Below are 13780 nucleotides of genomic sequence, written 5' to 3' on the forward strand. Positions count from 1 at the left end.
CCGCGATCTGGCGCCTGGTCGGACCGCGAACCCGAACGCGGACTACGGGCCTGTGAGTAACTGTGGATAACTCGGCTCCAGCTGTGGATAACTTCTACCCGGGGACGACTGTTACGAAAAATATACAGGTTCAAAGTGACGCCCCGTCGCCGCAGGTAGGAAAGTTATTCACGTTTTTCTTTAAAGTATTCACACCTTTAAAAACCGTCTGACCTGCAATTATTAAAACCGCTGGTCAGAAAATTAGAGAGTTATCCACAGCGCCCGGTGGATACTTCGACGACGAAAGCAAAGGTGAGAGGGAATTCTACAGCTACCTGTGGATAACTCCCCCGGCCTTATCCACCAGGGGCGGCGATTTGTACCCCCGAGCCCAACGCAGCGGGGGTAAAAGCGGGCACCTCTCCCCGACTGGATTTGCCTCGCCCTCCCCCGAACCATGCCCCGGGGTATTCGCCCTAGTTGCCCTTTTTCCCGGCGGCCTCGGCGGCTACCGCCGCGCAGTCGGGCCGGCCGCAGTGCTGGGTCTCGGTGTGCTGGGCGCAGTCGTCGCAGATGAGGACCTGACGCCGGCAGGTATCCTCATTGATGCAGTTATGGAAGGTGTTCGTCCCGGCGCCGCAGTGCACGCAGTGGCCCAGCTGGATGAAGCCGGGGTCCTCGGTGCCGATGCCGAATTCGTGGTGCATGCGCTTGTCGAAGACGTACATCGAGCCTTCCCACAGCCCGTCGTTTCCGTATTTCTCCCCGTAGCGCACGATCCCGCCGTCGATTTGGTAGACCTCGTTGAAACCGCGGTTTTTCATCAGGGCGGAGAGGACCTCGCAGCGAATCCCGCCGGTGCAGTAGGACACGACGGGCCGGTCCTTCATCCAGTCGTATTTGCCGGACTCCAGCTCCTTGATGAAGTCGTGCGTGGTATTTACATCCGGCACGACTGCGCCCTTGAACTTGCCGATCTCGGCCTCCATGGCGTTGCGGCCGTCGAAGAAGACGACGTCGTCGCCGCGCTCGGCGACCAGCTCGTTGACCTGCTCGGGGCGCAGGTGGACGCCGCCGCCGACGACGCCGTCCTCGTCGACCTGCAGTTCCTGGGGCGCGCCGAAGGCCACGATCTCGTCGCGTACCTTCACCGACAACCGCGGGAAGTCGTCCGCGGAGCCCTCCGACCACTTGAAGGCCATCTTCTTGAAGCCGGGGTAGTCGCGGGTCTTGCGCACGTAGCGCTTACAGGCGTCCATGTCCCCGCCCACGGTGCCGTTGATCCCGTGCTCGGACACCAGGATCCGGCCCTTGAGCCCCAAAGATTCACACAGGTCCCGCTGCCACAGCATGATGGCCTGCGGGTCCTTGAGCGGGGTAAAGCAGTAGTACAGGAGAATTTTGCCGATGCTCACGCCTTAAAATCTTAGGCGGGGCACCGGCAAATTCCGAATTGTTGACCTGCGGTTTAGCGCTTGTGGTACAAGCCCTTCTTGCGGGCAAAGACCGGGTCCGAGGTCACCAGCACGCCCAGGTTACGGAAAATCCCCTCGTCTACCGAGCCCAGGATGGTGGTGGTGTGGACGTCGCAGCCGGTCAATTCCTTGATGTGCTCGAGGGCGCGGCGGGCGTTCTCGTCCTTCGCCGCGGACGTCGACAGGGCGATGAGCACCTCGTCGGTGTGCAGGCGCGGGTTGCGGGAGCCCAGGTGCTTGGTCTTGAGCGTTTGGATCGGCTCGATGGCCTCGGGGGAGAGCAGGTGGATCTCGTCGTCGATGCCGGCCAGGTGCTTGAGTGCGTTGAGCAGCATGGCCGCCGAGCAACCCAGCAGCGCGGAGGTACGGCCGGTGATGATAGTGCCGTCGGCCAGCTCCAGTGCGGAGGCCGGATCCCCGGTCTCCTGGGCGCGCTGGCGCGCCGGCTCGACGACCGGGCGATCCTCAGCGCGGATGCCGGCCTTGGCCATGATGACCGCGGCGCGGTCGGACTGGGTGGAATCCAGGCCCTCGCGGGCTTCTTCGACTAGCGCCTTGAAGTAGCGGCGGATGATCTCCTGCTGGGAGGCGGCGCGGCAGACGGCGTCGTCAGTAATGCACAGGCCGGCCATGTTGACACCCATATCCGTGGGGGACTGGTAGGGGGTCTGGCCGGTCAGGCGCTCCAGCAGCGACTTGAGCAGCGGGAAGGCCTCCACGTCGCGGTTGTAATTCACCGTGGATTCCCCGTAGGCCGACAGGTGGAAGTGGTCGATGATATTCGAGTCGTTCAGGTCCACGGTCGCGGCCTCGTAGGCCAGGTTGACCGGGTGCTCGAGGGGCAGGTTCCAGATGGGGAAGGTCTCGAACTTGGCGTAACCGGCCTGCACGCCGCGCTGGTGCTCGTGGTAAATCTGGCTCAGCGCAGTGGCCAGCTTGCCGGAGCCCGGCCCCGGCGCGGTAACCACGACGAGGTCCCGGGTGGTCTCGGCGAATTCGTTGCGGCCGAGCCCCTCCTCGGAGACGATCAGATCCGTGTCGGTCGGGTAGCCAGGGATAATGCGGTGCCGGGCGACCTTGAGACCCAGGCGCTCCAGCTTGTCGATGAAGGCTTCAGCCGGGCCGTTGCCGTCCTCCAGCTGGGTCATGACCACGTTGTTAACCAGGAAGCCGCGTTCGCGGAAGACGTCGACCAGGCGCAGCAGGTCGTCTTCGTAGAGGATGCCCAGATCCGCGCGCACCTTCTGTCGGGCGATGTCCTTGGCGTTGATGCAGACGAGGATCTCCACCTCGTCCCGGATATGCTCCAGCATGGCAATCTTGTTGTCCGGGGTGAATCCGGGCAGCACGCGGGAGGCGTGCATGTCATCAAAAAGCTTGCCGCCCATCTCCAGGTAAAGCTTTCCCCCGATGTCACGCCGCCGGGCGCTGATGTGTTCGGACTGGAGTTGGATGTATTTTTCGCGGTCAAATCCAAGTGCGTGCGTCATAAATGGCCCTTCTTGCTCCATCAGCATGGGCGGCGTTACTGCCGTCTTATCGATTTATGTACGCCGCTACAGTCTACGCAACCCCGACCTAAAAGTCATAGAAATCCTAGTCAGCCTATAACGAGGCCCGAAAAATTTGTCATTTCCTCTACGTTGGCAGTGATCTGGGCCCCGAGAAGAGATAAGCGCGGGGGAGGCCGGGATATGTCAAACGGCGCCGCCACCCACGGAAAGGAATATGGGTTAGCGGCGCCGTTCGCCTCTCTCCAGGAATAGGCGTTTCCGACGGTTGCCGCTCTTACCCAACAACCGTCACGCCCGTACCCGACGTCAACCCTCTCGGACGGCGTCGACTGGTGGTCACCCTACCGCAGATAGCACCAAAGTTATGAATCTGCTTAATCGTTGTCTCGTCCACAATTGCCTCGTCTACCTTGGAGTTTCCTGATGTTAACGCTGTGCGCAGGGAAGACGGCAACCGCAATACACAGGTTCCTAAGATGTCATAGGTATTATGATTTCCGTCACTCACTGCCGCCGAGGGCCACGCGCGCGCCGCCGACTAGACTGGATCAGTATGCCCGAAGGTCATGTTATTCACCGTCTAGCCAACCGCCTCAACCACGATTTCCGGCACCGCGCGTTGCAGGTCACCAGCCCGCAGGGCCGCTTCGCCGCCGAGGCCGCGCAGTTGGACGGGTGCGAGATCGACCGGGCCGAGACCTTCGGCAAGCACCTCTTCGTACACTTCGACGCACCCCAGCCGGAGCACATCGTCTACATCCACCTGGGGCTCATCGGCTCGCTGCGCTTCGAGCCGGCAGAAGACGTCTGGGGCCAGATCCGGCTCCGGATCACCACCGACGAGCTGGCGGCCAACCTCCGCGGCCCGCAGTTCTGCCGGCTGATCACCGAGGAGGACTATGCCGCCCGCCTGACCAAGGTGGGCCAGGACCCCCTGCGCGCGGACGCGAATCCCGAGGTGGTATGGGAGAAGGTGCACCGCTCCCGGCGCAGCATCGCCTCCCTGTTGATGGATCAGCACCTGTTCGCCGGGGTGGGCAACATCTACCGCGCGGAGGCCCTTTTCCGGCAGGGCATTAGCCCGTTCCTGCCCGGCAAGGAACTGGACCGCGCGGCTTTCGATGCCCTCTGGGCGGACCTGGTCTTCCTCATGCAGGTGGGCGTAGAGCGCGGACGGATCGACACCGTCCGCGACGAGCACACCCCAGAGGCGATGGGACGCGATCCGCGCAAGGACGATCACGGGGGAGAGGTTTACGTCTACCGCCGGGCCGGCCTGGGCTGCTACGTGTGCGGCACCCCGATTGCCGAGCGCGCGCTCGAATCCCGCAATCTTTTCTGGTGCCCGACCTGCCAGCCGGCCTAGGCTGGAGGCATGTTAGCCACCTATAGCACTGCCGCTGTCCGCGCCGCCGAAAAGGAGCTGCTCGCCGCCGAGCCCGAGCCGGATCACGTCATGCGCGCCGCCGCCCAGGCCGTCGCCCGCACCGCGGCGGCGATGTCGGGCTCCGGGCGCATCCTGGTGCTGGCCGGCTCCGGGGGAAACGGTGGCGACGGCCTCTACGCCGGCGCGCTGTTGGCGCAGCTCGGCCGCTCGGTCGAGGCGCTGCTGGTTACCGGTTCCGCCCAGCCGCGGGCCCGGGCCGCCGCGGAGCAGGCCGGCGTCACCATCACCGACAAGGCCCCGGAGGCGGGACAGTTCGACCTGGTCATCGACGCGGTCGCCGGGCTGGGCTCGGCCCGCGGCCTGGACCCGGACGTCCACGGCCTGCTGGCCGGCGCCCAGGTCTTGGCCGTCGACATGCCCACCGGGGTGGACGCCGACTCGGGAGTGGCCGCGGACAACGCGGTCACCGCCGACGTCACCGTCACCTTCGGCGGCGGGCGGCTGGGCCAGGCCGTGGCAGCCGAGTGCGGCGAGGTCATCGTGGGAGACGTGCCCAACTTCGCCGAGGCGCTCGCCCGGCACATCCCGGACGCCTATTTGGCGGCCGAACCCACCGTGGGCAGCTGCTATGTTTGGGACTCGCCATTTCTGCGTCCTGCGGAAACCACTGGCCCCATCCCGGATCCCCGCCCCGGGATCCACTCCCACAAATACAGCGGCGGGGTGACCGGCATCTGCGCCGGCAGCCAGCGCTACCCGGGCGCCGGGGTGCTCGCCGCCGCCGGCGCCCTGCGCACGACGCCTTCCATGGTCCAGGTCCTCAACAACCCCGGCGCCACGCAGCGCTTCCCGGAGATAGTCTCGGCCACCGGGACAGACGCCCGCGTCGATAGCTGGGTGGTCGGCCCCGGTAGGGCAGAGGCCGCCGCCGCGGAGCTGGAGGCCGTACTACAGCGCCCGGAGTGCGCGGTGGTCATCGACGCCGACGGCCTGCGCCAGCTGGCCGACAGCCCGCGCCTCCAGAACCTGGTCCGCGCGCACCCGGCGGTCCTGCTGACCCCGCACGCCGCGGAATTCGACGCCCTCTACGCCGGCTGCGTGCAGGGCGAAAAGCCCGCCGGGCGCCTGGAGGCGCAAGAAGACCTAGCCGCAAACCTGATGTGCTGGGTGCTGCACAAGGGCCGGATCACCACCGTCGTGGGCCCGGAATGGGCCGGCACCACCCCGGTCGGCATCAACGCGGGCCATTCGCTGGCCGCCACAGCCGGCTCCGGCGACGTACTCAGCGGGCTCCTCGGCGCGCAAGTAGCGCTGGAGGGCATGACCATGGACGCCATCGTCCACGCGGTGACCATCCACATCCACGCCGCGGAGATCGCGGCGACGACGGAGTACGGGGTATCGGTAGCCACTGCCAGCCAGATAGCCGCCGCCATCCCCGCGGCTATCGCACGGCTACTTGCGCGCCAGTAGCTTGCGGACCAGGCCCTTCGGGCCGATCTGCCGGGTGCGGCGGCGCAGGGAGGGCAGCTGCCACGGCGCGGTCATCGCAGCCCAGGCCGCGCCCACCGCGAGGATCTCGGAGACGATATAGAAAGGCCACGGGCCCAGGTAGTTGATGATGGAGCGGCTGCCCGGCGGGTGGTTTAAGAAACCGTAATTGCCGTCGGTAAAACGGTTGACCAACATGGCGGTGGCCATCCACACCGGGGTGGTGGCCACGGCCGAGCGGTACCCGGCCCAGGTCGGGCGGTAGCCCAGGCCGAAGGTGAGCGCCAGGGGAGTGGCCAGCGCGGTGATGTGGAAGAACCAGTAGGTGGCAAAGCGCAGCCACTTCGGCTCGAAGTAGTAGATCACGTCCGGGGTGATGATCGCCTGCGGGTTGAGGATAATCCCCCAGAAATACGTGAGGTTGAGCGCCCGCTCGTTTTCCGTGATAAGCCCGATGGCCAGCACCGGCCGCAGGACGTCGCACAGGTGCAGCGGCAACGACTCCCGGACGTCGAACTGCTTCGGGTCCAGGGAGATAATCGTCCAGGCGGTGCCGGCGACGAGCATGACCCAGCCGGTCATCTTCCGCAGGAAGGATTCCTTGCTGGTGCCGCGCACGCGCCGCGCGGCCACGATGAAGACTCCGCACGCGGCGACCGTGACGGCCAGCATGGTGATATGCGCGTATCCCCACTGCGACATCCGGGGATACGCGGTGGGGACTACACGTGCTTTACGCGGGCGTTTTAACATGACCCGAACTAGGTTACTATCGTCTCCTTAACCTTTCCGTCATTGACCTCCACTACGGCGTCGCACTCGGCGGCCAGGCCCCGATCGTGGGTAACCACCACCGTGGCGAGATCGCGCTCCCGGGTAAGCCGAATCAACAGGTCCATGATCTGCTGGCTGAGCTTGGAGTCCAGCGCACTGGTGGGCTCATCCGCCAGCAGGACCTCCGGGTCGGCCATCAGGGCGCGGGCGATGTTGACGCGCTGGCGCTGGCCGCCGGACAGCTGCTGCATGCGGCGGCCGCCCAGCCCGCCCAGGCCGACCTGCTCGAGGAGCTCATCGGCATGGCGCGGGCGGCGCTTGCGCCCACTGATGTGATCGACGATCTCGAGCTGCTCGCGCACGGTCAGCGAGGCAATCAGGTTGGCCTGTTGGAAGATGATGCCGATGTGGTTGCGGCGGGTTTGAGAGCGCAGCTTGTCCGGGGCATCGGTGAGATCGGTGCCGGCCACCCGCACGCTGCCGCTGTCCGGGACCACCAGCCCAGCACCCACCGACAGCAGGGTGGACTTGCCAGAGCCAGACTCGCCGACGAGCGCGGTGACCTGGCCGGCCGGAACCTGCAGGTCGGCGGCGTCGAGGGCGGTGGTCACGGTGGGACCATCGGGGTAGGTGACGGTGATATTGAGTAGATCAAGTGGGTAAGTCATCTTAGGCAGCCCCTCCTAGAGCCAGCATCGGATCGGTACGGGAGACCTTGCGGGTAGCCAGTGCCGCGCCCGCCAGGCCGAGCAGCCAGATGCCCACGGCGGGCACCAGCACGGTGTTGATGGACAGTTCGAACGGCAGCGCTTGGGCGGCGGCTTCGCCCAGGCCCCAGCCCACGACGGCGCCGAGGACGGTGCCCAGCCCCAGGACCACGGCGGCCTGGCCGAGCGCGTCGCGGCGGAGGTAGGAACCGTCGGCGCCGAGTGCGCGCAGGATGGACAGGTCGCGGGTGCGCTGGATGGTCCACACGGTCAGGAAGGCGACGGTCACCAGCGCGGAGATGGCGTAGAGGAATCCCTGCATGGTCAGCAGCGAGCCGCGCTCCGACTGGTAGCTGGCCAGCCCGCCGAGTGCCTCCTTCAGGGAGACCGCGCCCGGCGCGTCGGCGTCCTCAGTCAAAAGGACGGTGCCAACGACGTCCTGCGGGGCGTGCGCGACCTCGCGCCAGGTCTGCGTGGTGGTCCAGGCGACGGGGGAGTGGGAGTAGAACTCGTCCGGGACGGTCCCGGCGACCCGGGCGTCCTCCCCGCCTACCTGGAGCATCTCCCCGGCGGAGGCGGCGATATCTTCCGCGGCCGTCTCGGACAGTTGCAACTGCCCGGTTTTCACTGGGGTCTCGGTGCCGGGGACGAGGCTGCCTTCGGGCAGGCCCATCACCGCAACGGTGCCGGCCTCGTCACCGGAGGCGATCCGGGTTTGGCTTACTCCCAGGGCGGTGGCGCCGGGGTAGTCGGCGGCGAAGGCCCGGTCGATCTGGGAGTCGCTGAAGGAGGGCTCGTCGCTGCTGAAGACCACGCCGGCCGGATCGAGCGCCTCCAGGGCGGAGGTGTTTTGCTTACTGAGGCCGCCGGTGAGTCCGCTCAGCATGACGAGCAATAGGGTGATGAGCCCGACGACGGCGGTCATCAGCGCGAACCGGCCGCGGGCATAAACGATATCTCGAAGTGCTAAGAACATACCTTCATCATGGTTTGCCCAGCTCAGAAAGTAATCGGGGCGGCGGTTGATTTGCCAGTCAACCGACTGGTTGATGAAAATCAACCTCCCGCCCGACTAGCTTGGATCGCTGTGAGGTTTGGTTTCGACTCCGTATTGAGTGGGCTGCGCGTGGGCCTGCACGTCATGTTCGCCTTCCTGCTGGGCTTCGGCGTGCTGCGCGCCGGCGTGGACGGGCGCTTGGACTACCGCGCCGTCCTGTTGGCCGGGGTGTTGGCCGTGGTCTACGTCGCCGGCACCTGGCAGGAAAAGCGGGGCGTGCCGCTGCGCCGGGCCACCCGGTATACCTGGTTGGTGCTGGTGACCATGTTGTGGCTCGGGTTGGTCGTCCACACGCCGGACTTTTTGTGGCTGGAATTCCCGCTGGCCTTTCTGTACCTGCACCTGCTGCCCACCGCGCCCGGCCTGATAGCGGTGGCGGGCGCCTGGGCAGTGGCGGCCTTCGTGCCGGCCTGGCTCCACCCGGCGGATTGGACGGTGGCCGCGGCCATCGGGCCGGCTATCGGCACGCTGTTCGCCGTGGCCATCTACTACTCCTACCGGGCCCTGGCGCGGGAGGCGGATCACCACCGGAAGGTGGCCGAGCAGCTGCGGGCCACGCGCGAGGAGCTCGCCGCCGCGGAGCACCAGGCCGGCCGGCTGGAGGAGCGCGAGCGCCTATCCCGGGAAATCCACGACACCGTGGCCCAGGGGCTGAACTCCATCGTGCTGCTGGCCCGTGCGACCCGCGCGCAGGCCCCGGGCAGCGCGCAGGAGGGCCTGTCCACCATCGAGTCCGTGGCCCGCGAAAACCTGGCCGAGGCCCGGCGCTTCGTGCGGGATCTGACGGCGCCGGAGTCCGCCCGCCCTCTCCCGGAGGCCGCCGCCGAGGTGCTGGCGCGGATGCGCCGGCGGGGCCAGGCGCTGGGGGAGCTCACCACCTTTGAGCTGCATACCCACGGCCAGGCCGCCGCCCTGCCGGAGCCGGTCTTCTCCGCCGCCCTGCGCTGCGTGCAGGAGGGCCTCAACAACGTGGTCAAGCACGCCCACGCCTCCCGCGCCGTGGTCACCCTGGGGTTGTTTGCGGACGCCGTGACCGTCGACGTCGTCGATGACGGCGACGGGACCGACGGGCGCTTCGGCTACGGGCTGCGCGGGCTGGCCCGCCGCGTGGAGGACTTAGGAGGTAGCCTGAGCCTAGAATCCACCGGCGCCGCCGGCACCGCCCTGGCAGTCTGCATTCCCCTGACCAGCCAGCACGCGGCCGAGTCCCAGCGCCCCGGCCCGGCAGAAACGGGCACACAGTAGGAGCGCTCCGGACGCGGACGCACGATTAGACGAGGAGGACGAGCACCATGGTGGCAGTGATGCTGATTGATGATCACCCCGTGGTCCGCGCGGGCCTGCGCGCCATTTTGGACAGCTTCGACGACATCGAGGTCGTGGCCGAGGGCGCGGACGGCTCCGCGGTCGATGACTTAGACCCGCAGGTGGAGGTCATCGTCTGCGATATCCAGATGCCCGGCGTGGACGGTATTACAGCCACCCAGCGGGTGGTGGAGCGCGGCGGGCCGCCGGTGCTCATCCTGACCACCTATGACACGGAGGCCGATATCGTCGCCGCCTTGGAGGCCGGCGCCCGCGGTTACCTGTTGAAGGACTCGCCGGAAGAGGAGCTCCACCAGGCGGTGCTGGACACGGCCGCCGGGCGCCGCACGCTGTCCCCGGAGGTCGCCGGGATGCTCGCCGACCGGCTGGGCCGCGGGCAGCAGGCGCTGTCGGCCCGGGAGATTGAGATCTTGCGCGCGCTGGCCACGGGCGTGTCCAACAAGGAGCTGGCCAGCCAGCTGTTTATCTCCGTGGCGACGGTGAAAACGCACCTGATTCACATCTATCAGAAGCTAGGCGTGGACACCCGCACCGCGGCCATCCACCGGGCGCAGGAATTGAAGCTCATCTAATGCTGGACTGTCTCGTTATCGGCGGCGGGCAATCCGGGCTCGCCTGCGGCTACTACCTGCGCAAGCGCGGCCTCGATTTCCGCATCCTCGACGCCGAGCCCGCCCCGGGCGGGGCCTGGCAGCACACCTGGGATTCGCTGCACCTGTTCAGCCCGGCGACGGCCTCGAACCTGCCGGGCATGCCGATGCCCGCCTACCCCGGCTACCCGCCGGCCAGCCACGTGGTGGACTACCTGCGCGCCTACGAAAAGCGCTACGACCTGCCGGTAATCCGCCCGGTCACCGTCACGCGGGTCGACCACCACGGCGAGGGCCACGGGGATAACCACAGTGAGGACGCCAGGGATCATTTCGTGGTGGCCCTCCGCGGCGGCGATGCCCCGACGGTTGCCGCCCGCACCGTCGTGGCCGCGACCGGCACGTGGTCCAGCCCGTTTATCCCTTTTTATCCCGGGCACTTCCGCGGCAAGCAGTGGCATTCGGCGTGGTACCCGGGTGCTTCCCCCTTTGCCGGCGCGCGCGTGGCCGTGGTGGGCGGGGCCAATTCCGGCGCGCAAATTGCTGCGGACCTGCTGGACACTGCGGCCCAAGTGGACTGGTTTACGCACCGGCCGCCGCGCTGGATGCCGGACAACATCGACGGCCGGGATCTCTTCCACCACAGCCGCGCGCGGCTGCTGGCCCAGAAGGAGGGCCGCCCCGATCCGGGTTCGGAGTCTTCCCTCGGCGATATCGTCATGGTCCCGCCGGTCAAGGCGGCGCGCGATGCCGGGCGCCTGGTCGCCCAACCCATCTTCGGACGGCTGGACGAGCTCGACCACGACCACCTCATCTGGTGCACGGGCTTCCGCCCGGCCCTGGGTCCCATCCGGCACCTGGTCGCCGAGGGCAAGGCCCAGGTGCCCGGCCTTTTCCTGGTGGGTTACGGCAGCTGGACCGGCCCCGGCTCGGCCACCATCACGGGGGTCTCGCCGTTTGCTAAGCAGACCGCCGCCGCGGTCGAGAAGATCGTCCGCGCTTAGCCGCGCAGGAAGGTAAAGCCCAAGGCGGCGAGCATCAACGCGGTGACGATGGCGCCTATCAGCGTCAGGCGCCACAACAGGCGGGTCCGGGCCGCGTGGTCGCAACGGGCGAACCAGATGCCGCCGAGTGCTGCGCCGATGGTGTTGAACAGCAGGTCGTCGACGTCGCTGTAGCCGAGGGCGAAGATGTACTGGATGATTTCGATGCTCAGGCTGGTGGCCAGGCCCAATAGCACCGCCCGGCCGGTGCCGCGCGTCAGCGTGTAGAAGGCGGCGCCCACCGGCACGAACAGCAAGATATTGCCGAAGGTATTGGTGTACGGCCCGTACCAGATGGGCGGGGTCTCCCAGCCATCCAGGAATTGCAGATCCAGGCTGCGGATCGCGTGCGCCGAACCGTTAATAAGGCCGGGGATTTCGATCCACGGCTTGGCCAAGGTCACCAGCCCCACCATCGCGAGGATGACAGCGAAGCTGAGGGCCATCCGCCCGCGCCCAGCACGACGCGGCCGAGCGGCGGTGGGCTCGGCAACGGCGAGGCGGTAGTTGGCTGACATGTCCTCTACCGTAGCCACCCGCCCTGCTAATCGGGAGGGGAGACACTGGCAGGAACCTGAGTCCTCCCCGAGGGTGTCGGTTCTAACAATGCAGTTTAGCCGTGGGGCGCATAACATGGCGGACATGACTATTTGGGTAACTCGCAACGATGACGGCTCCGTCCAACACTCGCAGGATTCCGAGCAGAGCTCGGTCAACACCGAAGGTGACGTCGTAGTCGCAGTCAGCCACTCTTCCCTGAACTACAAGGACGCCATGGCGCTTCACGGGGACAAGGGCGTGATGCGCACCAACCCGCTGGTTCCCGGCATCGACGTGGTCGGCACCGTGGAAGAGTCAGACTCGGAGCGCTTCAACCCGGGCGACCAGGTCGTCTGCAACGGCGACGGCCTGGGCGAGTTCCGCCACGGCGGTTACACCGACCGCCAGCGCGTGCGCGCGGAGGCCACCGTCGCCGTCCCGGAGGCCTTCAGCTTGGCCCAGGCCGCGGCCATCGGCACGGCCGGCTACACGGCCGCGCTCTGCGTGAACTCCCTGCTGGACCACGGTCTTTCTCCGGAGGATTCGCCGCGGATCCTGGTCACGGGCGCTACCGGCGGCGTGGGTTCGATTGCGGTCGTGCTGCTCAAGCAGCTGGGCTTTTCCGTCACCGCCCTGACCGGCCGCGTGGAAGAGCACGGCGACTACCTGCGCCGCCTCGGCGCGGACGAGGTGCTGGACCGCGCGGAGTTTTCGGAGACCGGCAAGCCGCTGCAGAAGGCCCGGTTCGCCGGCGCGGTGGATACCGCCGGCTCCCACGTGCTGGCCAACGTCTTGGCCCAGGTCACCTGGGGCGGCGTGGTCGCCTCCACGGGCATGGCCGCCAGCCCCAAGCTGGAGACCACCGTGCTGCCGTTCATTCTGCGCAACGTCATCCTGGCCGGCGTGAACTCGGTCGACGCCCCGCTGGATTACCGCCAGCGCGCCTGGGACCTGCTGGCAGACAAGCTGCCGGTCGAGGTCCTCGACAGCCTGACGGCGACCATCGGCATCGATAAGGTCGCCGACGCGGGCGAGGCCCTGTTGGCAGGCACCCGCCACGGCCGCACGGTGGTGGAGCTCTAATGGGCGAGGAGGCCATGGCCCAGGTCTATGCCGCCCTGGGTTTCGAATTCGGTGATTTCGACGAGCTGCTGGAGCTCATCCAAAAGGCCCCGGGGCAGCGGACCATCCCGGTAGACGGCTTCGACGCCGCCATGACCTACCAGGATCCGTCCGGCGCGCGCATGACCGCGCTGCAGTACGAGGGCGAATGGGCCACCCTGCCGGGCTTCCGCTCCGACAACACGGTCGACGCGTCCACCTACCGCGTCAGCCCCTACCTGTCGCTGGTGGAGCTACGCCGCGCCGGCGACGGGGAAGTCTTCAACCAGTTCGCCGCCGCCTCGGACGAGGCCTTCGCCCTGCCCGCCGGCAATCCTGCGGGCGGGCGCAAGCTGCGCGCCACCGAGCTACGCATGGCCGCGGCCGGCACCGACTACACGCTGTACGACTCGGTGGAAAGCTGGCGCGAGTCCAAAGACGCCTACGATGCCGCCGAGCCGTCCATGCTCTATTCGCCGTCGACCGAGCGTTTCTACCGCGACTTCCACCCGGGCAATGTCAACCCCTTCGCCCGCCTCGGCGGGGTCATCCGCAGCGCGCAGAAGCGCACCAACCAGCTGACCGGCAACGAATTCGTAGTCGCTACCCTGGCCACCCCGGCGGGCAACCTCCCACTGCTACTGACCGGCGAGGTTCCGGAGGAGGGCCAGGTCTTCTTCGGCGCGGCCTGCATGCTGGCTTCTGCCGGCTTCTGGGAGACCGCCCTGGCTCGCTAAGCCCGCTGTTGTTGCATGAGATCTTGTCCCTTTTCGAAAAACACGAAAACTTAACT

13 protein-coding genes are annotated in these 13780 nt (G+C 67.0%); 7 read left to right on the forward strand and 6 right to left on the reverse strand.

Going from position 1 to position 13780, the window contains the following annotated elements; translation table 11 throughout:
* Positions 1-458 precede the first annotated feature (458 nt).
* Both VVS03_RS09460 and VVS03_RS09465 read right to left on the reverse strand, forming a co-directional pair.
* Positions 459-1397 (reverse strand): rhodanese-related sulfurtransferase, encoded by a 939-nt coding sequence (locus tag VVS03_RS09460; protein WP_368520710.1) that lies wholly within the window; start codon positions 1395-1397, stop codon positions 459-461.
* 53 nt (positions 1398-1450) lie between these two features.
* Positions 1451-2947 carry a DUF1846 domain-containing protein gene (locus VVS03_RS09465; protein ID WP_368520709.1) on the reverse strand — a complete coding sequence of 499 codons (1497 nt, stop codon included), beginning with the start codon at positions 2945-2947 and terminating at the stop codon, positions 1451-1453.
* 577 nt (positions 2948-3524) lie between these two features.
* Between VVS03_RS09465 and VVS03_RS09470 the strand changes: the two genes are divergently transcribed.
* Together VVS03_RS09470 and VVS03_RS09475 are read left to right on the forward strand one after the other, a co-directional pair.
* Entirely contained in the window at positions 3525-4337 is an 813-nt protein-coding gene (locus VVS03_RS09470) for an Fpg/Nei family DNA glycosylase (RefSeq protein WP_368520708.1), read from the forward strand.
* A 9-nt stretch (positions 4338-4346) separates the two neighbouring features.
* Complete coding sequence (locus VVS03_RS09475) at positions 4347-5831, forward strand: bifunctional ADP-dependent NAD(P)H-hydrate dehydratase/NAD(P)H-hydrate epimerase (RefSeq protein WP_368520707.1); 1485 nt, start codon at positions 4347-4349, stop codon at positions 5829-5831.
* On the opposite strand, the gene VVS03_RS09480 is transcribed toward VVS03_RS09475, so the two are convergent.
* Genes VVS03_RS09480 through VVS03_RS09490 form a run of 3 tightly spaced genes read right to left on the reverse strand, consistent with a single transcriptional unit; the run spans position 5814 to position 8306 of the window.
* Positions 5814-6551, reverse strand: coding sequence for a TIGR02206 family membrane protein (locus VVS03_RS09480; protein WP_368534453.1), 738 nt, complete (start codon positions 6549-6551; stop codon positions 5814-5816). The genes VVS03_RS09475 and VVS03_RS09480 overlap by 18 nt on opposite strands.
* Before the next feature lie 59 nt (positions 6552-6610).
* Complete coding sequence (locus tag VVS03_RS09485) at positions 6611-7291, reverse strand: ABC transporter ATP-binding protein (RefSeq protein ID WP_368520705.1); 681 nt, start codon at positions 7289-7291, stop codon at positions 6611-6613.
* A 1-nt stretch (position 7292) separates the two neighbouring features.
* Positions 7293-8306, reverse strand: coding sequence for an ABC transporter permease (locus VVS03_RS09490; RefSeq protein ID WP_368520704.1), 1014 nt, complete (start codon positions 8304-8306; stop codon positions 7293-7295).
* A gap of 165 nt (positions 8307-8471) precedes the next feature.
* Here VVS03_RS09490 and VVS03_RS09495 point away from each other — a divergent pair, with 165 nt between their 5' ends.
* Genes VVS03_RS09495 through VVS03_RS09505 form a run of 3 tightly spaced genes read left to right on the forward strand, consistent with a single transcriptional unit; the run spans position 8472 to position 11307 of the window.
* Entirely contained in the window at positions 8472-9632 is a 1161-nt protein-coding gene (locus VVS03_RS09495; protein ID WP_368520733.1) for a sensor histidine kinase, read from the forward strand.
* Between the two features lie 47 nt (positions 9633-9679).
* Positions 9680-10285, forward strand: a complete 606-nt coding sequence (locus VVS03_RS09500) for a response regulator (RefSeq protein ID WP_368520703.1) — start codon at positions 9680-9682, stop codon at positions 10283-10285.
* Positions 10285-11307, forward strand: a complete 1023-nt coding sequence (locus VVS03_RS09505) for an FAD-dependent oxidoreductase (protein WP_368520702.1) — start codon at positions 10285-10287, stop codon at positions 11305-11307. The genes VVS03_RS09500 and VVS03_RS09505 overlap by 1 nt, the downstream gene beginning before the upstream one ends.
* Here the strand turns inward: VVS03_RS09505 and VVS03_RS09510 are convergent.
* Positions 11304-11864, reverse strand: a complete 561-nt coding sequence (locus tag VVS03_RS09510) for a VanZ family protein (RefSeq protein ID WP_368520701.1) — start codon at positions 11862-11864, stop codon at positions 11304-11306. The genes VVS03_RS09505 and VVS03_RS09510 overlap by 4 nt on opposite strands.
* Before the next feature lie 124 nt (positions 11865-11988).
* Between VVS03_RS09510 and VVS03_RS09515 the strand changes: the two genes are divergently transcribed.
* Both VVS03_RS09515 and VVS03_RS09520 read left to right on the forward strand, forming a co-directional pair.
* Positions 11989-12969 (forward strand): MDR family oxidoreductase, encoded by a 981-nt coding sequence (locus VVS03_RS09515; RefSeq protein WP_409338338.1) that lies wholly within the window; start codon positions 11989-11991, stop codon positions 12967-12969.
* On the forward strand, positions 12969-13724 hold the full coding sequence (locus VVS03_RS09520) for a hypothetical protein (RefSeq protein ID WP_368534454.1): 756 nt from the start codon (positions 12969-12971) through the stop codon (positions 13722-13724). The genes VVS03_RS09515 and VVS03_RS09520 overlap by 1 nt, the downstream gene beginning before the upstream one ends.
* Positions 13725-13780: the final 56 nt, after the last annotated feature.

It is taken from the genome of Corynebacterium sp. LK2537, from assembly GCF_040946485.1.
Taxonomy (GTDB): domain Bacteria; phylum Actinomycetota; class Actinomycetes; order Mycobacteriales; family Mycobacteriaceae; genus Corynebacterium.